Raw genomic sequence first — 19,625 nt, forward strand, 5'->3', positions numbered from 1 at the left:
GCGGGACAGGCCGTCCGGCCTCGCCGGTCAGTCGTAGTCGATCCAGATCCGGCCGTAGTCATCGACCTCAGCGTCCCGGATCTGACCGTCCACGATCGCCCGGTCGATCGTCACCTCGACGTCCTCTTCCACGTCGATCCACAGCACACCGTCGTCGTCGGTGAACGCGGGCCAGATCGTCCCGTCCGTGTCGATGACCTGGTCGAAGACGATCTCCACCGGCTCATCCCGGGTGAACCACCCCATCGCAGCCGCCCCCTTCACCTCTGTCGATTCCGTCGCTCACCCACAGCTTGGCCCACTCGCACGCTCCGTGAACCCCGCATCACCAACAAGGAGTTGCCCCGTGCAGAACGACAACGCCCCCCGCACCGAGCGCCAGGAGCTCGCCGACCTCCCCGTGCCCTTCCCGAAGACACCGCCCAAGGAGTCCGTGTTCGCGGCGCTGCGCACCTGGTGGGACAAGGCGTGGGAGGACGACGGCGTCCTGAACCTGATGTGGATGGACATCCTCAACGTCCCCCAGGACGGGCTGCGGCACATGGCCCCCTGGATCCGGGCCGTCCTGATGCTGACCGCAGCGTCCTTCGTCCTGCTGGTGGTCGCGGCCGCCGGTGAAGCCGTCCTTCACGTCCTGCACCAGCTGCTCACCGCCGTGCCCACGGTGCAGGTCGGCGTCGACACCTCCGACAGCGTCCTCGCCATCGTCGACCAGCCGGTCCGCACCTACATCGCCCAGCACTCCGCCGGCCTCCCGATCGCGGCCTCCACCGTCTACACGCTGTGGCTGGCCACCGGCCTCGCTGCCCTGGTCCTCGGCTACTTCACCCGGAGCAACGCGCTGCACGCGGTGTGGACCGGGTGGGGCGCGGCCACGGTGTTCATGGTCTGGACGGCCACCCCGGACACCAGCCGCACCGTCGCGGTCGCCCTGGCGGTCCTGGCCTGGATGCTCCTGTCTGCCGTTGCGCTGCACGGGCTGACTCTGCGCCGCACCGTCGGCCGCCCGGCCCACCCGGCGAAGGTCCCTGCCCGGCCCGACGTGCACATCCATGTCCCCGCCCCGGCCGTCGACCAGCACAGCAACTGCCCCTTCCGGGACTGACCTCCGGTCGCTCCGTCTGGCCCTCGCCCACCCGAACCGCGGTGGGGGAGGGCCGGACAGGCCGACCGGCCTGAATCACACCGAGAAGGGATGCACCCCATGACCGTCGAAACTCGCGACGAGACGATCCGCTACACCGCAGACGTCGTCCTCCTCGCCGCCGGCCACGTCCTGCTCATCAAGCGCCGCTGGGACCCGCACGCCGGATCCTGGGCCCTTCCGGGTGGTCACGTCGACGCCGGGGAGGCATCCCTCCAGGCCGCTGTGCGCGAGTTGAAGGAGGAGACCGGCCTCCCCGTCGCCGCCGACGCCCTGCGGCAGGTCGGCGCGTTCGATGCTCCGGGCCGCGACCCGCGAGGCCGGTACGTCACCGTCGCCTACACCGCGACCCTCCCCGAGCTCACTGCACCCACCGCCCTGGACGACGCGGCCGACGCCCGCTGGTGGCCCCTGACCGCACTCCCGGACCTGGCGTTCGACCACGCCGCCATCCTCGCCGCCACCACCCGCTGACCCGGCCGCCCGCCCGGTCCTCACCGCCGTGGTCGACCAGCCGACCCGCTCGTACATCGCGGCCCACTCCGCGACGCTGCCGATCAGCGCCTCCACCGTCTACACCGTCTGGCAGGCCGTCGGCCTCTTCGGCCTGGTCGGCGGGTTCTTCCGCAGCAGCGGCGCCCGCATCACCTGGACGGCCTTCGGCGCGTGCAGCATCGCGATGGTCTACAGCGCCGCACCGGCCGACGGCCGCACCATCGCCACCGGCCTCGCCGTCCTCGCCTGGACCGCCGCCTCCGCCTTCGCGCTGCGCGGGCTGACCCTGCGCCCGTCGCTGTTCATCCACAACGCGGTCCCCAACATCGAGATCCGTCCTGAGATCCACGTCTCCGCCCCGGCCGCCCCGCCGGCCCCCGAGGTACCGGACAACGTGCACCCGCTCCAGAAGCGCTGACCCGTCGCCCTGCCTGGCTCTCGCCTGCCCTTCGCGGGCGAGAGCCGTACAGGCCGCCCGGCCGCCGCACCCCGCGCCCCGCCGACGTACCGACGTCAGCGGGGCGCGGTGTCGTCCCTCAACCCTCTGGAGGAGACCACTCGTGCTCATCCCCCGCCCGCGCCGCCGTATCGGCCGGCCCCGCCCGCAGCGCCCCGGCCCCCGCTACCCGCAGCGCCCCGCCCGGCTCCCCGGCACCTGGCGCCGGTGATGCCGCGCCCTCGGAAGAAGGGGCCCCGCCGGGAGCGCAAGAAGCTGCCGCGAAGCTCCGCGACGCTGGAGGAGTTCGACCGGCGCTCTTGTCCCGAGGGCCTGGTCACCCGCAGGCAGCTGCGCGAGCGGGGCCTGAGCCCCGGCGGGCACGCCCCGGTCGCGGTCCTGCGCTGCAAGTACTGCGCCTACCGGCCCGACCAGTCGTGCAACCACCCCACCCGGGGCTGGCTGTACCGGCTGGACCTCGCCCGGCCCAAACGCGTGCCGACGCTCGCACAGGAATGGGCGCTGGACCGGGCGATGGCCGCGAGGTCCACGTGCCCGGCGTGCAAGAGGCGCTACTACTTCTGCCTCCCGCTGCGCACCCAGGGCTGCTGCGACCCCTGCGCCAGGGGCTACGAGCCCAGCCCCGACACCTACATCGCTTCCACGGCACCGGTGACCCACCGGCTCGCCGCCTGATCAACGAACCCCTCGAAGGAGAGTCACCGTGGCTCTGTTCGCCCGCACCGCCCCCGCCCCCGCCCCCGCTTCCGTCCCGGCCTCGGGCCCGGAGACCTGGACGCCGGAGGGCACGATCGTCTCCCAGCGCTACCGGGCGCTGGAGGGCGCGACCGTCCTCGTCTACACCGCCGACGCCGACCGGGGTACCGCGCACTACGCCACCGCGTGCCTGGGCTGCACCTACCGCGCGGACCAGAACGCCGGCAACAACCTGACGTCGGAGGCGGAGGCCGCCCTGGCCGCCAACGCGCACGCCTCGGCCTGCCGGGCGATGCCGCGCGGTGTGCCCTCCCGGCCCGAAGACCCCGAGGCCGTCGAACTGATCCGTTCCCGCCTGTGGCGCCACCGCTACGGCACCAACCCGCACCCGGTGCACCTCGCCGACTTCAACGCTCTGCGTGTGGACCTCCAGCGCTCCACCCCCTGGATCAAGGCGCTGCTGGCGTCCCTCGCGCAGAGCGAGCCCGGCTTCCTCACCGCGACGCCCCATAGCTCCGGGCAGGGCATCCGCTTCACCGTCCAGCCCTTCGGCCGGCCCTGACCGTGCGCGCCCGAACCGTGCTGCTGGTCGCGGCCGCCGTGCCCGTCACGGTCGCCGCGGCCGCCACCGTCCTCAAGGCGGGCCACTGGCAGATGTCCGCCGACCGGCACCACATCCACCTCACGCCCGTTGCCCGCCGCTCCTGCCCCGACTGCCGGGGGGCGGGCGGCTGGTGGACCGGCGGGCCGTTCCCGGAGATGGAGGCGTGCAGCTGCTGGGCGATGCGGCGCGAGCTCTACGTCCGGCTCCTGCCCGCCCCGGCCTGGCCGGACGAAGCCCCGTTCTGACCATCCGCCGGGCGGGCCGCCACGTGCGGCCCGCCCGGCCACCACAAGGGAGAACCACCACCCATGACCACCACGGCCCCCGCCCCCACCACCGACAAGAACCTGGACACCGCCTGCGCCTCGGTCGCCAACGAGATCGCACGAACGGACAGCAAGGCGTCCTTACTGCTGGCCTTCAACGGTGCCGTGCTCGCCGGACTCGCGTCCGTCGCCGACAAGGACCTGCCGACCGTGCCCAAGGTGATCGGCGCGCTCGCCGTCCTCGCCCTGGGCACCGCCGCCGTGCTCCTGCTCCTGGTCGTCCGGCCCCGACTTCGCGCGGACGACCGTGCCTCCTTCCCCCACTGGGCGCAGCTCGACGAGGACGGGATCCGCTCCTGCATGGAGGGCGACACCCGCGCCACCCGCGTCCGCGTGCTGTCCACGCTCGCGGTCCGCAAGTACCTCCACCTGCGCCGGGCGGTCGACCTCAGCCTCACCGCCCTGGTCCTGCTCGCGCTGGCCGCCGCCAGCCTCGCGCGGTGACGGCGGCCCCGGGGCCCGCGCCCCGCACACGCATCGACCGTGTCCACGCCTCCGCCGGGATCGTGCAACTCGCCCTCCAGCAGATCGAGGACGAACTGCGCGGCGAGACCGGCGCCCAGGAGCTCGCCCAGATTCTGCGCGAGCTCCACCACGAGGACCACCGCCAGGACGGCGTCTTCGGCTCCCTCGCGCAGCTGCTCACCGTCGCCGGACAGGCCGCCGGACGCATCGAGCCGGACCGCGACGGCGAGATGTCGTGCCCGCTGCACGAGGCCGCGGCCCTCATCACCGAGAACGCCGGACTGCAGACCTACTACGCCACCCGTGCTCTTGACCCGCAGGGAGAAGCCGCATGACCACCTTCCGCATGGACAACGCGCTGCCCGTCGACACGACGATCCCCGACCCGTCGCTGGTGTGCCTGATCGGCGCGGCCGGATCGGGCAAGAGCACGTGGGCTGCCACCTGGCCCGCCACGCAGGTCCTGGAGCTCGACAGGTTCCGGGCCCTGGTCAGTGACGACGCCGGGTGCCAGGAAGCGACCGAGGACGCGGTGTTCGCGCTCCAGGCCGTCCTGGAGGCGCGCCTCGCCCGCCGGAAGATGACGGTCGTCGACGCGACGAATTGCGAGCAGGCCGTGCGCGCGAACCTGATCGCCACCGCCCGCCGCCACGACGTTCCCACCGTCGCGCTGCTCGTCTCCACCCCGGCCTCCGTCTGCGTTCAGCGCCAGGAAGGCCGCCCCGCGAACCGTCGTGTGCCCGAGCAGGTCGTCCTCGCGCAGCATGCGGCGATGGTCGACGCGTGGTCCGGCCTGCCCGCCGAAGGGTTCGATCACGTCGTCGTCGCGGAGAACCTCTACCGCCTGAAGGCGCTGCTCCAGCCGCTCAGCGACGCCCGGCGCGCGGACCTCGGCTGGGACGACGGGGAAGGGCTGGGTGACCTGCTCCTGGTCCGCCGCTACTTCGGCCCGGAGATCCTGCCGATGTGGCGCTGGCGCGACAACTCGCCGTTCGCCGACGGCGACCGCGTCGCGGAGATCCGGCTCGGAGCGGACCGCATCGTCCTCGCCCAGCGCAACGACGTCGACGGAGCGGGCGACGTCGGCTTCGACGTCCTGGTCGGCTGCCCCTTCGACGACGAATGCGAAGGCCAGGCGTGGGCCCCGGCCTACAACGTCACCGACCTCCTGCGCGCCCTGACCGGCGAGCTGATGAACGACCCGGACGTGCGCTGCACCCTCCACGGCCCGGACGACAACGACGACCAGGAGGACGACCCCGAGGGCCGCGCCGACCTCGAGGAGCAAGCCATGGAGGCGATCAGGGGATGAGCACCACGACCCCGGCGTGCGGCTGGGACCAGGCCGTCTTCCGGTGCGGCCGGTGCGGGGCCCAGCACACCGCCACCACCGAGGCCGACTACCTCAAGGCCATCGGCGTCCACGGTGACGCCCATGCCGTGTGGGACCGGCTGAACCCGATCGAGCGGTCCGGGATCGCCTCGATCCTTCGCACCATCCTGTCCGCGCCGGACCTCGCCGCGGAGCTCCTGGCGCTCGCCGACCGGCAGCCGGCCGGAGGCGAGGACCAGTGAGCCGCGCCGCCGACGGCCCGCACCCGCACCCCCTCACTCCGGCCGACCTCCCGGCCGGGGACGACTGGTTCCGCGGCTGCCCCGACTGCCACCTCCCGATCCAGGGCGGGGGCGCCGGCCTGGCCGCGCACCGCCGCACCGTCCACACCAACTCCGGCGACCCGCGCACCCCGATCACCATCCGGCTCGACCTCTGACAAGGAGAAACCTCATGGCTGACGTACTGACCAAGACCGACACCTTCGCCGCGCTCGACGCCTGCTTCACCGCAGACCTCGCCGCCCTCATCGGCAGCGACCCGCCGCGCAGCCTCGCCCCGTCCCGGTTCATCGACCTGGTGGAAGAGGTCCGCGACCTCCTCGCCGACTCCCGCCATCCTCACTACGAGGACGCCAGCGACGACCTGGACCACGCCGCCGACTACCTCACCGACGCACTCACCAGCCCGGACGGCGACCAGCGTTCGCTCCTGGCCTGGGCGCGCACCCACCTGCGCGACGCGATCGGAGCAGCCAGCTGCCCCATCTGAGTTGAGCGCACTCCGTGCCGCCCCGGCTCCTGCACCCGCAGGGGCCGGGGCGGTCGCGGTGGCCCCTCAACAAGAGAGGAGATGGACGTCATGCCGCTGCCGTATTTCGAGGTGGACGTCCCGATACGCAGCACCGAGGCACCCGGCCTGCACGGTCTGCACGTCTTCACCGGCCGGGCCGACAGCCGCAGCGCCGCCGTACGGATCGCCCACGAGGTCTACGACGCGGCACGCGCCGCAACGGAGGCCGGACGCGAGATCCCGCACGGACGCCCGGATGGCTGGGGTGCCTGCGGATACCGGCCCGGCTGGGAGCTCGACTGGCCCGCCGCGACCACCAGCCGCTGGACGAACCCCTACCGCTGGACCAAGCCCAGCACCTTCGAGTTGTAGCTCCGCCCCGGGACAGCCGCCCTGCTTGACCGGCTGACGACTGCCCCGGGCCACCCATCCCGTACGAGACGAGAGGGAGACCTCAGTATGGACTCCGTCCTGCACACGACGGGCCGGTTCAGCCCACGCACCCTCCTGATCACCACCGCCGCCGTGCCGCTGACCGGCTGGGTGGTCCACGCCGTCGCGCTGACAAGAAGCTCGCCGCCACGAAGCGCGACCCGCTGACCGGCCTGCTGCGCCGCGACTCCTACACCGCTCGCGCCCGCCGGCTCCTGGCCCGCCACGGCGACGACACGGCCGTAGTCATGATCGACGCTGACAAGTTCAAGGCCATCAACGATGGCCTCGGGCACGCAGCGGGCGACGCCGTCCTCGCGTCGATCGGCGCCCGACTGACCGCCTGGGCGGGCCCGCGCGCGGCGATCGGCCGGCTCGGAGGCGATGAGTTCGCAGTCGTCCTGGAGCTGACCGCCGCACACCGCGCGCAGCGCCTGGAGCAGCTGGTCCGGATGCTGCACACGCCGGTCGTCCTGGACGACGGCCGCACCGTCGACGTCGCCGCATCGGTCGGCGCCGCCACCCCGGACGTGCTCGGCACCCGCGACCTGACCGCGTTGCAGAGGGCCGCCGACGCCGCTCTCTACGACGGCAAACACACCGGCCGCACCCACCTCGCCACCGCCGCGCACGCCACGACGCCGTCCATCAACGGCCGCCGTGCGGGCAGGCCGGGCACATCGATGTGGGGGCGAGCCGCATGAGCGCCGCGCCCCTGCCCGAAGGCGACTGGATCCGCGGCATCAGCATCAGGCAGCCGTGGACCACCGCGATCCTGACCGGCGCGTTCCCTGTCAAGCTTTTCTGTTCAGTCTCATTAGGGCCCTGACTCTCCGGATTTCGGCAGGGAGATCATGTGCGCGAGTCTTCCGTTCGACCGCTTCACCACAAGCAGCGTAGAAGTCACGCTGCCGCGCGATGAGCGTGTCCGGGGCCGCGTCGGCGCGGCACCGGATACGGCTGGGACCGCGTGTCCGCCGGGCCGGTGGTCGCTTCGCTCATCCTGAGAACGATCCGTGACGGACGGTGTCGCCCCTACCGGCGTAGAGCGAGCGTCGATCGGGTTGCGGCGAGTGCGGAGGCCAGGGCGAGAGTGGCGAGGAGCAGGCTCATCTGTCCCCAGGGAATGCTGAGCTGGAATTCGGGGATCTGGGTGGCCAGAGCCACGGTCGGGACGATGGCGATGAAGAGCCCGAGGAGAGTGGCGGTTCCCAGAAGCACGGCGTACTGCCAGAGGATGATGTGGCGGCCCCAGGATGGCGGGATGCCGAGCGCGATGAGGCTGTCGGTGTAGGTCTTCAGTGCTCGGGTCTGGCCGCGGAGCGCGGTGAGGACGGTGGTGAGCGCAAGCAGGGCCAAGGCCGCGGCGGAGACGTAGAGCGCGGTATCCGGGACCGGTGGTTCTGGCTCGACATAAATGTAGGCGGCGCGCGCGTCGATCGCGTGGTCCTGGAGAACCTGTTGCACGCGCGCGTCCTGGCCGTCGTCGGCGTCGGCGACCATGATCGGGCCCCGCACGGCGATGGGGAGGTCGAGGCGGCGGGCGGTGTCGACGAGAAGGATTCCGTCCGTGCCGGCGCGCCAGCCCGTGCGTGCGAGTTCCAGCGGTTTGGAGGGCAGGGGAGGGGTTTGGGCGAGGATGCGGTCGTCCTCAGCCACCACCAGTCGGGTCGGCTGTCCTTCGATGGGTGGGGCGTTGTCGCGGTCCGCCCAGACGAGGAGGCCGCCGCGGTTGAGCAGCGCACGCTGGTCGGCGGTGAGGGGGCGGCCGGTCAGGACGGGGACGTCGTCGGGTGAGTCGACGGCCAGGATGCCGCCGTCGTTGCCTTGGCGAGTTGTGCTGGGGACGGGGCCGCTTTCGTCCACGGACTCCTTCGAGAGGCGGTGGAGTTCCGCCTGGGGGAGGCCGTCGAGAACTTTACTTTCCTTCAGTACGGTGAGTACCCGCTCGGGTGGTGCGAAGGCGCTGCTGGCCCGGTGCGCCAGTAGCACCTGGCCGGGCATGACGTCCGGTTGCACAGTGTTCTCGCTGCTGCGGATCAGGGTGTCGAGCAGGGCGAGCATGCCCAGGCTGGCGCCGATGATCACGGTGAGGACGGCGAGGGCGGCCTGTGCCCGCCGTCGGTCGGCCTGCAGTTGACGGCGGGCCAGCCTGCGGCGGGCGTCACGCTCCGTGAGTAGACGGGTCGCGAGGCCGAAGAACTCCGGCAACGTCAGCACCACCGCGGCCGTGATCAGGGCGGTCAGGAACATGCCCTCGGACGGAGTGTCGAGGCGTGTTGCCGTGTAGACCACGCAGACGCACCAGACGCCCAGCGCGGCCAGTTGGCGGACATCGCGGACAACCGTGGCAGCGCTCTTCTTGCGGAGATTCTTCGCCTGCGGCTGGTCTGCCGGTGACGTGGTGGTGGGGTGAGGCTGCTCGCTGCGGGTCCGGCGGGCCAGGAGCAGTCCCGCACCAGTCAGCACTCCGGTTGCCGCGACCAGAGCGAGGAGCTGCGCAGCAGCGTCTGTGATTCCTTCGACATCTCCCGCCGGCCGGTCTTGCAGGTACGCCAGGAAAGGCCGTAGGGCCCAGCCGGTGGCAACTCCGGCAGCGGCACCGGCGGTAGCTGCCACCAGGCACCATGCCACGCAGGCGAAGCTCACGGCCGCTACCGTGGTGGCGGGTCGCAGCCCCAAGGAGACCATGGTTTCCGTGGTGCGCCGCAGACGTCGGTCGACGAGCCCGAACATCAGCAGCACGGCGCCGATGGGGACCAGAACGGCGGGGATGGCGTATCCGGCGGGGGACTTCTCGATCCAGTAATCGGCTGTTTCGGTCTCCAGCTGTGCCCGAAGGGTCGGCGGGCCGGGCAGAAGTTCCGGTCCGCCCTCGGCCTGCTGCGAGCTGGAGCCATCGCTGTACGACGTGAGCGTCTTTGCCACCGCATCCAGGACGGCTTGTTCCGGACCCCCGGTCCACAGCAGGTACGGCTGCGCGCCCAGGGAGGGGTAGCCCTCAGCGACTTCCGGGTCGAGACTGCTCCACGTGCCTGGAGCGGCGAGCAGGGCCGAGGTGTTCGCGTAATGGTTGTCTGCGACGCCCACCACGCGCAGCCGAACGTCACCGAGCACGGTGAGCGTCTGGCCGGCCGCGGCTTTGACGTCCCCCGGGTCGGTCACAACGATCTCGCCCGGCTGTTGCGGCCAGCGCCCGGCCGTCAACTCGTACACATCGGGGTACGGGTTGGGCTTCCACTGCCCCTCCAGCAAGGTCACGTTCCGCGCCGGAGTGACGGCGAGCTGCACGTCGAGCGCGGAGAGGAAGGCGGCGGACTCGTTCGCACCGGCCCGCTGAGCCGCCCCGGCCATGGCCGGCGTCTTACTGCCAGGGGGAAGCGTCATCTCAGCGCTCGCGAGAGCGTCGAAACGGCCCAAGTCGCGATCGGCCTCCTGAGCACCTGAAAGTGACAACGTCGACAACGCGATGAACATGGCCATCGTGAACAGACCCGCCACGAACACCGTTGAAGAGGCACCGATCCATTGGCCCTGGCGCCGGCCCAGCCGCCACGCCAGCCGTGCAGCGAGCCGTGGCTGCGGCAGGACCGAACTACCCTTGCCGGCCTGCTTCAGCTGCCGCGCCATCAGCGGTGTTCCAGGCGGCCGTCGACGACCTCATAAACCGAGTCGGCGAACTCCCGGCAGCGAGGGTCATGGGAGCAGACCACTGCCAGCACCCCCTCGTCGCACAACTTCCGCAGCAGCGTGAACATCTCCCTCGTAGCGACCGAATCCAGCGCTCCTGTCGGCTCGTCCGCCAGTAGCACGGCGCGGTCACCGGCCAGCGCGCGGGCGATACCCACCCGCTGCCGCTGGCCGCCGGACATCTGACCTGGAAGTCGGTCCTCCAGCCCGGCCAGGCCCACGCGGGCCAATTGGGCGACAGCCTCTGCACGGGCAGCAGAGGGCGTATCCCCGCGGGCCTCCAGCGGCAACGCAACGTTCTCGGCGGCGGTGAACTCCTCCACCAACTGGTGGTGCTGGAAGACCACTCCGACGGCGTCCAACCGCAGCCGCGCGCGCTCGGCCTCATCCGCCGCACTGACGTCGACACCGGCGACCTGGATGTCACCGGTGTCGGCGACATCCAGGCCGGCCAGCAGGTTCAGCAGGGTCGACTTCCCGGAGCCGCTCGCCCCGTATACGCAGACGAACTCGCCCGCGCTGGCGGCGAAGTTCACCTCCTGTGCTGCCCACACCGTTTCCACTGCCGATCGGTAGGCTTTACACAAGTCGCGCGTTTGGATGAGCGGTGCTCCGGCCATTTTGTCAGCCCTTCTGCTCTCTGAGCGGTTTAGCAGCCGTACCTGGTTCGCCACGAGGTGACCTCGTCGCTGTTCAGCGGCGAGACGTTGTTGTCATTGGCTTCCGGAGCCATGCCTTGCCTGTCGCCGGTGCCGTTGCTGGCGCCGTACATGCAGCCCGAGTGGGTGCCCGACTCGTTGGACCACGAGTCCATCGCGTTGTTCTTGTCGCCGGTCAGATTGACGAGCGTCGCGCTGCCGTGGGCCCGCTCGCCGATCATCCACTGGTAGTCGTTGTTGCCCCACATGCACATGTTGTCGTTGTTGCAGTCGCTTATCGCCGCGTTGGCCACGGGCGTGACCATAAGGGCGGAGCCGACGAGCATGACGGAAGCGATAGCCTTCTTGATTCTCACGTGCTCTCCTTCTCGTGATTCCCGACATTGCACGTACACAGGCATCTCGGGATCACGCCGTCAGGCAAGCCGCGTTACGCAGCACGGACGCCTCGTCCGTACCGGCAGAAACTTCCCCCCCAGATGCTTGCAAGATCGGATGGAATCACGTTTCGAAGAATCTCGGCAACGCAAAGTGTCGGATGTGATGTACGGCACGTTGCAAAGGCGCCGTAGCGGCAAGTGCAGGATCGAATATCCGCCGTTTGGGCGATCATTTTGGCTGAATTCAAGTTCGCAAGCGGCATCATCGATTCCACTTCTGGGATTCAAGCACGCCCCATAGGAGCTTCTTCAGCGTTGCAACTCCAGTGTGAGAGTGCGGGATGCGAACTGATGTCCGTTTCGGGGTTGGGAATGGGTAAGGAGCCCTGGTCGGCTGGGCGGTCAGGGACGGGGCTGGGCGAACAGGTCGGGCTCGGGTTCGGTGAGGATGCCCCGTGTGAACAGGCGTTTCAGCTTGGTCGGATGCCCTCGGTGTTCTTCGGGGCGATGAGCAAGTTCAGCTGAGGGGCAGACGGAACGGGACGACGTTGTCCGGGAGGGAAACGGGCTCCGATGGCACGTTCTTCCCCTGGGTAAGCACAGCAGCAGCGAGGGCGAGCCGGATGACCTGTTGCCGTAGTTCTTCGATTTCCGTCTTCTGGTTCCTGACCGTTTTCTTGAGCCGGGTGACGGTCTCCCGCAGCCGCTTCTCTGATTCGGGGACCTGCGCGGTCCCGGTGCGGACACGTTCGTAGAACTCGTTCTTCAGATCCGCATGCCGTTTCATGAGGGCCATGCGGTGGACTCCGGCCTCGGCGGCGAGGGCGACGACGGTGAAGCTGCCGTCGGAGGAGGTGGCCTGTCCCGTCAGGAGCCGGTCCATGGCTTCGCGGATGCGGATGCGCTCGTCCTGGTGCTGTTGGGTCATGTCCATTCCTCGGTTGGGCGGGCGGCGGCGAAGTGAGCTTCGGTGGTCTCGCGGAGCCGGTCCGCGTGGGCTCGCAGGCGCTTGCCAACCGGTTTCGGCGCGTGAACGGACAGTTGGTAGATCTCGTCGGCTCGCTCCCGCAGGAGCCGGGCATGGGTATCGGTGCGGACGGCGTTGCCGCAACCTGGCCGGCACTCGTACTGCCTGGGGGCGTTCGCCCCGGGATCGGGATCGCAGAGCGCGTGTTCTCGTTTGAACGCGCAGATCAAAAGCGCGTCGGGGTTGTCGAAGAGCACCACGCCGTCCCGGGCGAGGAATGCGGCTGCCTTCTTCGCAAATGTGTTGGAGACGATGCGGCCCTCGAAGCGGGGAACCTGTGCCGCAGCGGTGAGGGCTCTGCGGGCAGCGGGGCCGGAGACGTTCTCACCTGCGGCGACGCAGTCGCGCAGCCGGGCGGCGGTGTCCGCGCGGCTTCACTGGCCTGATGCGGATGCTGCACCGGCTGCTGTTCCCTCAGGAAATCGATCTGCACCCGTTCCGGGTTCTGCTGCTGCTTGCGATGCACGACTGCACGCCCGAGGAACTGCACATGGTCCAAGCGTCCGATGTGGAGTTCAATGCGGAGGGGGTACGGATCGTCCTGGCGAAGCACCGTGCCGAGCGCGTCCGCGCGGACTTCCACCTCATGGGCCCGGCGTTCGGCCCGCTGCACCACGGCGAGTTGGCCTTTGCGGGTCGAGGGCGGTGGGACGTGCCTGGCCTGCTGCGGCGCCTGATCCAGGTCAACGCGCTCACCCGGGAGACGTTCGGCTTCGAGCCGTGGCTGTTCACCGCAGTGGAACACCGGCGCAGTCACGGCATGGAGCCCCGTCACGCACCGTTCAGTGATCCGGGCCGCCGCTTCACTCACTGGATCTCCCGGCATACCGGTCCCGGCGCGGCCTTCCCCAAGGGCATCGCCGGTCCGCACGAGGTCCGGCGACTGCGCAAGACCGCCAAGACCACCAAGGTGGTGGCGCTCGGGGGCACACTGACCGACTTGGCCGGCGACGACCACAGCGTCCGCGTCTTCGGCACTCACTATGCCCATGGCACCACCGCCCACGTCCTGGCCGGCGCGGCGATGAACCGCGCACAGAACAAGGTCTTCGAGAAGGTGACGCGACAGCCGACCCTGGTGCTGCCCGACGCACAGACCAGGCTGGGCGATCCTGAAGTCGCCGGCGCGCTCGGTGTCACCCCCGCGCAGGGTGCCGACCTGCGCGACGGAGAACTTGATATGGGGGTCAGCAACTGCAAGGACCCGCACGACTCGCCGCACAGCGTCCCGGGCAAGCTCTGCCACGTCGCCCCCGCCATGTGCATGGCCTGCGGCAATGCGGTCGTCTTCGTCTCTCAGCTGCCGCAGCAGCTCCTGCTGCACGACCACATCGAACACATGCGCCAGGTCCTGACGCCGTCCACCTGGGAGGCCGTATGGGGCCGCCAGTCGCGCAGCCTTGCTGCGGTGTTCGAGGAATGCGCAGACCTTCTGTCCGCCGCCCGCAAGCTCATCGCGGAGCGTGCACTGACCTTGAGCCTGCCGCTGGGCATGCGAACGGAGTACGACCGGTGACCATCCCCGCCCCCTCACCAGCGCTTCAGTCAGCGACGTTCGCAGACGACGAGCCGGTCTATGCCAGTCTGCCCGGACGAGTCGCACACGAGGTTATGCCCGTGTTCGGCCGTGCCGACCGGTGGCCGGGCAACTGCATTCGGCGCCCGGCCAACAAGCCGGCCAGCGAGTGGCGGTGTTCATTCCCTGACGAGCCGAGATGGAACCTGCTGAGCAGGGAGATCGCGTTTTGCATGCTGAACCCGCAGCACCAGGCCCTCCAGGCTGCGGGGATCTTCCTTCCGCCCGGGAAGTGGGGGCTGAGAACGACTGCCTCGGTCGGGTTCTCCCTCAATATGCTGCGCACGTGGGCGGCCAAGGAGCTGCTGCCCGATGACTTCGGGCAGTGGCGGGTGGAGGACTGGCAGGAGTTCATCGCGTCCAGGGCCGCAGTCACCGCGCCCGGATCAGTCGCCCGTACGGTCGCCGCCGTCCGCCACTTGGTGTCCTTTTCTCCGGTCCTGACCGGAGTCCCGACGCTGGAGGACCCGTGGCCGGGGCAGTCGGCTGCCGCCGTCGCCGAGTGCCCCTGGACGGACGAACTGTCCACTGCTGCGATCGCGCCCGAGGTGTGGTGGCCTCTGCTACGAGCTGCCTGGGCCTACATCGACCGCTTCGCGCCCGAGATCCTCGCCCGCTTCGCCCACCAGGGCGGGCAGAGGGACGGCACCGGGGTCCGGGGCGCCGCACGGCTCGACGCGATGCTGGAACGGTGGCTCGCTGACCCCGGCTCCAGCGTGCCGGTCAATGCGCTCCTGGCGGGGACGCCGGACGAGGGCCGGCCCCTGTGGACGCCGTTGAGCCGTGAAGTGGCCGAGGTCATGACGCTGTTCCACGAGGGGAATCCGTCAGGGCTGGCTCGGCGACGTCGCGTGGAAGGCTGGATCCAGGAGACCGGCCGGACCCGGTCACAGAGCCCCGGGCAGCCCGTGGACCGAACTGTTTCGAGCACGAACAGGCGACGCATCCCGCCCGACGAGCAGGACGAGATCCTCCGACGGTGGCTGAAGGACCCTTCCCACCTCATCCCAATCACAGACCCCGACGGTCGGGGCACTGGCGGTGCCGGAGAACCGGTCTGGACGGAGGTGACCAGGCTGGTCTTCGGCACGCAGTGCCCCAGCGCCCTGGACGGACGCCGCAGTCCACGGGGTGCGGCACGGCGCGCATGGGTGATCGAGGCCACGGCCACGACCCCGGGACGAGTGCGGCTCATGGGCACTGACCAAGGCCCGCGGATGGTCCGAGCCGCCTGCTACATCTGGGTAGCGGCGCTCACTGCCATGCGCGACAACGAGATCTTCGAAATCACACGTGGCGCCGTCACCCAGCACTACGGGGCTCCTGCCATCGCTTCGAGGAAGACCAAGCACGACGACTCCCGTCCACGTGCCCACTGGTGGATCATCGACCCCGTGGCCCAAGCGATCGCCGTCGCCGAGGCGTTGTCCCGCCATGACACCAGGGTCTTCGCCGCCCTTAACCCCGCACTGGGTGAAGGTTTCGATGCGATCGGAGACATCAAGGACTTCATCGCCACGGTGAACACCAACCGGCACCTCACCGGCCTGGACGAGATCCCGGCCGGGCTGGTCCGGCCCCACATGTTCCGCAGGACGATGGCCGTAATCGCCGCACAGGAGCCGGACGGGGAGATCGCCCTCGGCATCCAGCTAAAGCACGCGGCCCGCCGGGCCTTGGCCAACCGGACCACCCTCGCCTATGGGAAGCCCGACGCTCGGTGGGCCAAGGAATTCGACACTCAGCTGCAGACCGCCGCAGCCCAGAAGCTGGTTTCCCTTCTCCAGACCCGTCGCGCCGGCCAGGCCATCGCGGTCGGTCCCGGCACCGCACGTTTCCACGCCGGACTGGACCGAGTGAACAAGGCAGTCGAGCAAAACACGGACCTGCGTGCGCAGATCGCCGACGATCGCCTGGAGATCACGTTGCTGCAAGACGAGTTCGCCGACCTTCACCTCGGCACCATCAACCACTGCCTGTGGAACGCCCCCACTGCCGAGTGCCAGAACCAGCTCCCGCCCGAACGGCGCGGAACAACCCCGCTCCTGGGAGCCTGCCAGCCCTCGCGCTGCCGCAATTCCGTCCTCACCGTCGCCCACGAGCGCGTCTGGCGGATGGAAGAGGCTGACCTGGCGGAGTTCTTGAAGAGGAAGCTGTCCAAGCCGCTGCGCGAGCAGACGGAAATCCGTCTGGCGGAAGTCCGCTCTGCCAACATCCAGTTCGACACGATAAGGAATCAGAGCTGATGCCGGTCTCCGCCGCCACCGCGGGCAAACTGCGCGAAGCCATGGCCAGACTCCTTGCCGGGCAGCCCCTGTACACCGACGGGGCGCTGACCAAGGAGAACCTCGCCCGCGAGGCCCGGGTCAGCCATGCGAGCGTTCACCGCGCCGATGACGTCCTGGCTGAGTGGGACGCCCAAGTCGCCAAGCCAGTGCTACGGACACCCGGAGAGGTCCGCCGCGATGAGACGATCGCCGAGCTCGAAGCCAGGCTCCGCAAAGCCAACAAGAAAGCGAGCGAGCTACAGGCCAAACTCGATGCCCTCGCTACAGTGACCGCGAACCTCTACCGCGAAACCATCGAGCTGAAGAAGAAGGCTGCGCGCACACCGCAGCAGAACCGATTCGGTCTCCTGCAGGGCGGCAGCTCCGTGGAGACATGACCTGCGAACAAGTCAGCTCAGGAAGCGGGTGACGTGAACGTCAAGCAGGGTGCCGAATGCGGCTGTGGGCGCGGCCTGGGGGCGTCGCACCGGATGAACAGGAAACAGAAAAACCAGGTCACCACCGGGCGCGCAGCACGCCGTCGCTGTCGGGCAGAGCGGCCTGGAAGAGCGGGGGGTGTTCGTCGAGGGGTAGGGGCAGCACGCAGGCAGCCCGCGCGCCCGCCACCAAGGTCGCGAGTTGTTGGTGGTCGCTCTCGTCAACGGTGACGTGATGGATCGTTGCGTCCGGTGCCTCCCAGACGAACTCCACGGATTCGTCCTGGGGCAGTGCGGCGAGGACCGCGTCGACATCAGGGGTGAGGTCGGGCCAGACAGTCAGTAGCGCGCGTGGGCCTAGAGCGACGCGCACCGCGTGGAGGGTGTCCTCGGTGAGGCGGTGCCAGCGGGTGGCGTTGCGGAGGTATGCCTCTTCCAGAAGCAGCGCCTGCGATGAGGCCAGTGCTACGCGTACTCGTTCCCAGAAGTCCTCGTCCGCGACCTGTGTCACCTCTGGTTCCTCGAGGTCTGCGGCGTAGGGCGAGGCAGTGATCGACTCCGCGAACAACCCGATTTCGCGGGTCTGGGCGACGGATTCTTCGCAGGGCTGGTCGCTGCCGACGTACACGTACTGGTCCCACCCGACGTGCACGGTGAACGTGTCCCGCCACTCCAGTCTGCACCAGGCACCATTGTCGCGGAGCATGGCACGGACCAGTTCCAGCGCAACCGGCACCGAGACCTCGGCCCCGTCGTGGTAGCCAGCGAGGTCGGGCGGGAACAGCCCGGCGAGGCCGTGTCCGTCGACCGGCACTTCCAGGCCGAAGTTGACCCGGCCGGTGACCTCTGGCTCGCGAATCTCCAGCCGGTCGATACCCGAGTCCCGCGCGAAGGCGGCGATCGCCTCCAAGTAAGCCGCTTCGACCGGCCCGTGGTCGCTCACCGTGTCCTCGGCACCGTTGTAGCGGCCGTGCTCGTCGCGGTCGGCGGGGTTGTACTTGGTTACCCGGTGGGCGAAGGACGGCGGCACGCTGCTCCTTTTGCGGTGGGAAACGGGTGCCAGCGTAGTTCGTGACAGCCGCCTGCCAGGTGGCGCACCCGGTAGTGCTGGCACTGCGCACCTGCCTACAGAAAGGCGGAACTGCCCCCGCAGCACTGGTACAGGACACCTGCTCTGCACGTTCATCCACCTGCCTCTGCAAACACGCGGCCAAAACACGCGAGTACGCCGACAGGCGACATCAACGGAACCCCTCCCGCTGATCAATGTCGACGGGGACCCCACGAGTGCGCAGTCGGGCCATTAGGAATTCCATCTCCGGCAACGTCCCTTCCAGGCCGTCGCCGCTCAGTTCGCCGACCAGTTCCCGGGCCCGCGACAAGGAAACCGCCGAGACTTCCCTGAAGACCTTCAGGGCCGGAACATGGCTTGGTAGCGGACCGGCAAGTCGCAGCCTGGCGGACCCGTTCGCGGCGAGCAGGGCCTCTCGCACATCGTCGGGCACCGTCCCCGGGCCCGAGTCCTCGCATATATGGGTGCCACAGGCTGCGCAGGAGAACTCGGAATCCGACCACAGGGCATCGTCGAGGATGAACTGGTTCACCTGCCGGACTGCCATGGCGCCGCAATCGCCGCAGCGTGTTGCGATCTTCGCTGTCTGACCGCGCACTCAGACTCCCTGTTTTTCTGCTTCTGCTCGCAGGATCCTCTCGCGGTCGATGGCGTGAGCGCGAGGGAATTCGGGCCGCGACTGCGCTGAGCATGGGGCTGGGGTACACCCGTGCCACCGACGGCACGATGTGTCGGCACCCGATTCACACCAGGACGACCTCGACGTCATGCTCTCCGATGATGTGCAGGATCAGCTCGAACAAGGTGGCCGGGTCACCCTGCACAGCCCGGTGTTCCACCAGCCGTGACCTGGCAACTTCGGCATACTGCCATTCCAGGGTGAACGGAGGCGCGGCACCCCAGCCGCCTCTGAGACAGTCATTCAAAGCGTCGAGGTTCCACCCGAAGTACCCGCCGGGCCCGTTGACCGCCTCGCCGATCGCACAGTAGAAGCTGTCCACGTCGTGGACCTGCTGGCCGTCCAGCACGAAAACGCGGCCTGGCGCGATGTCCGAGCTCTTGCCGCGGCGCCGGTATTCGCTGGACCACAGGGCCACGGACAACCACGCACGCCGACCTTGCTGGTCCAGGGAGTGCCACAGACCCTTCCGGTTCAGCTGCCCGGTTCGGATCAGCTCCCACATCCAATCGGAGCCGGGAAGCGTCTGGTCGCACGAGAGCTGCACGGTGACATCGACAAGGCCGGCACCAAGGGCCGAGGCTTTGGCGGCGATCGGGGCAACGTCGTTGACGAAGTAAGACCCCATCTCGACGCCTTCGGCATCCAGCAGGGCCAGGTTGGCGTTCCCCGCCCGGGCGCGGTGGCCGCCGACATGGTCAAGGGCGGCCAGCAGCCCGCCGCGAGGTGTGCACCCCAGCAGCTCGACCTGCCGAAAGCCGTCCTCCGACACACCGAACAAGCCCCTGGCCTCGCGGGCGAAGCCCCAGAAGTCGCTACTACCGTCGTCACTGGCAAGGGAGTACTTGAACTCTGCCCCGGCACTTACTGATCCCACCGCACCCCCCATGAGCTGCCGATCGTACCGAGCACAGGACTGGGGCGGAGCCGATGGATCGCCAGGTCACAGCAGGGCAAAATCTTTCGCTCAATGTGAGACACCATCGACCGCCTATCGGCGGATTCCTTGCAGATCTCTGAGGCGGATCCACTGGGACAACAGCGGCTCTGAGACAGGCGAACTGTTCCTAACGGCGGCCTCCTCGACTGGCGCG

At 69.3% G+C, this 19,625-nt stretch carries 25 protein-coding genes and 2 pseudogenes; 17 read left to right on the forward strand and 10 right to left on the reverse strand.

What is annotated here, in order from left to right:
- Positions 1-27: 27 nt before the first annotated feature.
- Positions 28-246: a hypothetical protein gene (locus ACH4KB_RS34320; protein WP_398070412.1), complete on the reverse strand. Its 219-nt coding sequence runs from the start codon at positions 244-246 to the stop codon at positions 28-30.
- A gap of 100 nt (positions 247-346) precedes the next feature.
- On the opposite strand from ACH4KB_RS34320, the gene ACH4KB_RS34325 reads away from it, so the two are divergent.
- From ACH4KB_RS34325 to ACH4KB_RS34390, 14 genes and pseudogenes are all read left to right on the forward strand, one after another.
- Positions 347-1,105, forward strand: coding sequence for a hypothetical protein (locus ACH4KB_RS34325; protein ID WP_398070414.1), 759 nt, complete (start codon positions 347-349; stop codon positions 1,103-1,105).
- Positions 1,106-1,204: 99 nt separating this feature from the next.
- Positions 1,205-1,618, forward strand: coding sequence for an NUDIX domain-containing protein (locus ACH4KB_RS34330; RefSeq protein ID WP_398070416.1), 414 nt, complete (start codon positions 1,205-1,207; stop codon positions 1,616-1,618).
- A 28-nt stretch (positions 1,619-1,646) separates the two neighbouring features.
- Entirely contained in the window at positions 1,647-2,057 is a 411-nt protein-coding gene (locus ACH4KB_RS34335) for a hypothetical protein (protein WP_398070418.1), read from the forward strand.
- A gap of 249 nt (positions 2,058-2,306) precedes the next feature.
- The gene (locus ACH4KB_RS34340; RefSeq protein ID WP_398070420.1) at positions 2,307-2,771 is read left to right on the forward strand and encodes an RRQRL motif-containing zinc-binding protein; all 465 of its coding nucleotides are present in this window, start codon (positions 2,307-2,309) and stop codon (positions 2,769-2,771) included.
- A 28-nt stretch (positions 2,772-2,799) separates the two neighbouring features.
- Positions 2,800-3,354: a hypothetical protein gene (locus ACH4KB_RS34345; protein WP_398070421.1), complete on the forward strand. Its 555-nt coding sequence runs from the start codon at positions 2,800-2,802 to the stop codon at positions 3,352-3,354.
- 2 nt (positions 3,355-3,356) lie between these two features.
- Positions 3,357-3,641: a hypothetical protein gene (locus ACH4KB_RS34350; protein WP_398070423.1), complete on the forward strand. Its 285-nt coding sequence runs from the start codon at positions 3,357-3,359 to the stop codon at positions 3,639-3,641.
- Between the two features lie 63 nt (positions 3,642-3,704).
- Positions 3,705-4,166, forward strand: coding sequence for a Pycsar system effector family protein (locus ACH4KB_RS34355; RefSeq protein ID WP_398070425.1), 462 nt, complete (start codon positions 3,705-3,707; stop codon positions 4,164-4,166).
- Positions 4,163-4,522: a hypothetical protein gene (locus ACH4KB_RS34360; protein WP_398070427.1), complete on the forward strand. Its 360-nt coding sequence runs from the start codon at positions 4,163-4,165 to the stop codon at positions 4,520-4,522. The genes ACH4KB_RS34355 and ACH4KB_RS34360 overlap by 4 nt, the downstream gene beginning before the upstream one ends.
- A complete protein-coding gene (locus ACH4KB_RS34365; protein ID WP_398070429.1) occupies positions 4,519-5,499 on the forward strand; it encodes an AAA family ATPase in 981 nt (326 codons plus the stop codon). Before ACH4KB_RS34360 ends, ACH4KB_RS34365 begins: the two co-directional genes overlap by 4 nt.
- Positions 5,496-5,762 (forward strand): hypothetical protein, encoded by a 267-nt coding sequence (locus ACH4KB_RS34370; protein ID WP_398070431.1) that lies wholly within the window; start codon positions 5,496-5,498, stop codon positions 5,760-5,762. Before ACH4KB_RS34365 ends, ACH4KB_RS34370 begins: the two co-directional genes overlap by 4 nt.
- The gene (locus tag ACH4KB_RS34375) at positions 5,759-5,959 is read left to right on the forward strand and encodes a hypothetical protein (protein WP_398070433.1); all 201 of its coding nucleotides are present in this window, start codon (positions 5,759-5,761) and stop codon (positions 5,957-5,959) included. Before ACH4KB_RS34370 ends, ACH4KB_RS34375 begins: the two co-directional genes overlap by 4 nt.
- A gap of 14 nt (positions 5,960-5,973) precedes the next feature.
- The gene (locus tag ACH4KB_RS34380) at positions 5,974-6,291 is read left to right on the forward strand and encodes a hypothetical protein (protein ID WP_398070435.1); all 318 of its coding nucleotides are present in this window, start codon (positions 5,974-5,976) and stop codon (positions 6,289-6,291) included.
- A 90-nt stretch (positions 6,292-6,381) separates the two neighbouring features.
- Complete coding sequence (locus tag ACH4KB_RS34385) at positions 6,382-6,684, forward strand: hypothetical protein (RefSeq protein WP_398070437.1); 303 nt, start codon at positions 6,382-6,384, stop codon at positions 6,682-6,684.
- Positions 6,685-6,771: 87 nt separating this feature from the next.
- A pseudogene (locus tag ACH4KB_RS34390) lies at positions 6,772-7,448 on the forward strand (GGDEF domain-containing protein).
- A gap of 132 nt (positions 7,449-7,580) precedes the next feature.
- Here the strand turns inward: ACH4KB_RS34390 and ACH4KB_RS34395 are convergent.
- The 6 genes and pseudogenes from ACH4KB_RS34395 to ACH4KB_RS34420 form a co-directional block, all read right to left on the reverse strand.
- A pseudogene (locus ACH4KB_RS34395) lies at positions 7,581-7,673 on the reverse strand (GNAT family N-acetyltransferase); the annotation flags it as partial.
- Between the two features lie 106 nt (positions 7,674-7,779).
- A complete protein-coding gene (locus ACH4KB_RS34400) occupies positions 7,780-10,374 on the reverse strand; it encodes a hypothetical protein (protein WP_398070439.1) in 2,595 nt (864 codons plus the stop codon).
- Positions 10,374-10,997: an ABC transporter ATP-binding protein gene (locus ACH4KB_RS34405; RefSeq protein ID WP_398070440.1), complete on the reverse strand. Its 624-nt coding sequence runs from the start codon at positions 10,995-10,997 to the stop codon at positions 10,374-10,376. Before ACH4KB_RS34405 ends, ACH4KB_RS34400 begins: the two co-directional genes overlap by 1 nt.
- A gap of 86 nt (positions 10,998-11,083) precedes the next feature.
- Positions 11,084-11,449: a peptidase inhibitor family I36 protein gene (locus tag ACH4KB_RS34410; RefSeq protein ID WP_398070442.1), complete on the reverse strand. Its 366-nt coding sequence runs from the start codon at positions 11,447-11,449 to the stop codon at positions 11,084-11,086.
- A 541-nt stretch (positions 11,450-11,990) separates the two neighbouring features.
- Positions 11,991-12,401 carry a hypothetical protein gene (locus tag ACH4KB_RS34415; RefSeq protein WP_398070444.1) on the reverse strand — a complete coding sequence of 137 codons (411 nt, stop codon included), beginning with the start codon at positions 12,399-12,401 and terminating at the stop codon, positions 11,991-11,993.
- Positions 12,398-12,697: a hypothetical protein gene (locus tag ACH4KB_RS34420; RefSeq protein WP_398070446.1), complete on the reverse strand. Its 300-nt coding sequence runs from the start codon at positions 12,695-12,697 to the stop codon at positions 12,398-12,400. The genes ACH4KB_RS34415 and ACH4KB_RS34420 overlap by 4 nt, the downstream gene beginning before the upstream one ends.
- Positions 12,698-12,885: 188 nt before the next feature.
- Here ACH4KB_RS34420 and ACH4KB_RS34425 point away from each other — a divergent pair, with 188 nt between their 5' ends.
- Genes ACH4KB_RS34425 through ACH4KB_RS34435 form a run of 3 tightly spaced genes read left to right on the forward strand, consistent with a single transcriptional unit; the run spans position 12,886 to position 16,741 of the window.
- Positions 12,886-14,016, forward strand: coding sequence for a hypothetical protein (locus tag ACH4KB_RS34425; RefSeq protein ID WP_398070448.1), 1,131 nt, complete (start codon positions 12,886-12,888; stop codon positions 14,014-14,016).
- Positions 14,013-16,322 (forward strand): hypothetical protein, encoded by a 2,310-nt coding sequence (locus ACH4KB_RS34430; RefSeq protein WP_398070450.1) that lies wholly within the window; start codon positions 14,013-14,015, stop codon positions 16,320-16,322. Before ACH4KB_RS34425 ends, ACH4KB_RS34430 begins: the two co-directional genes overlap by 4 nt.
- On the forward strand, positions 16,322-16,741 hold the full coding sequence (locus ACH4KB_RS34435; protein WP_398070452.1) for a hypothetical protein: 420 nt from the start codon (positions 16,322-16,324) through the stop codon (positions 16,739-16,741). Before ACH4KB_RS34430 ends, ACH4KB_RS34435 begins: the two co-directional genes overlap by 1 nt.
- Before the next feature lie 118 nt (positions 16,742-16,859).
- On the opposite strand, the gene ACH4KB_RS34440 is transcribed toward ACH4KB_RS34435, so the two are convergent.
- The 3 genes from ACH4KB_RS34440 to ACH4KB_RS34450 form a co-directional block, all read right to left on the reverse strand.
- Complete coding sequence (locus ACH4KB_RS34440) at positions 16,860-17,810, reverse strand: RNA-binding protein (RefSeq protein ID WP_398070454.1); 951 nt, start codon at positions 17,808-17,810, stop codon at positions 16,860-16,862.
- A 211-nt stretch (positions 17,811-18,021) separates the two neighbouring features.
- The gene (locus ACH4KB_RS34445; protein ID WP_398070456.1) at positions 18,022-18,450 is read right to left on the reverse strand and encodes a hypothetical protein; all 429 of its coding nucleotides are present in this window, start codon (positions 18,448-18,450) and stop codon (positions 18,022-18,024) included.
- 145 nt (positions 18,451-18,595) lie between these two features.
- Complete coding sequence (locus ACH4KB_RS34450) at positions 18,596-19,420, reverse strand: barstar family protein (protein ID WP_398070458.1); 825 nt, start codon at positions 19,418-19,420, stop codon at positions 18,596-18,598.
- Between the last annotated feature and the right edge of the window lie 205 nt (positions 19,421-19,625).

Origin of the sequence: Streptomyces sp. NPDC017520 (genome assembly GCF_044329855.1) — a bacterium.
Lineage (GTDB): Bacteria > Actinomycetota > Actinomycetes > Streptomycetales > Streptomycetaceae > Streptomyces.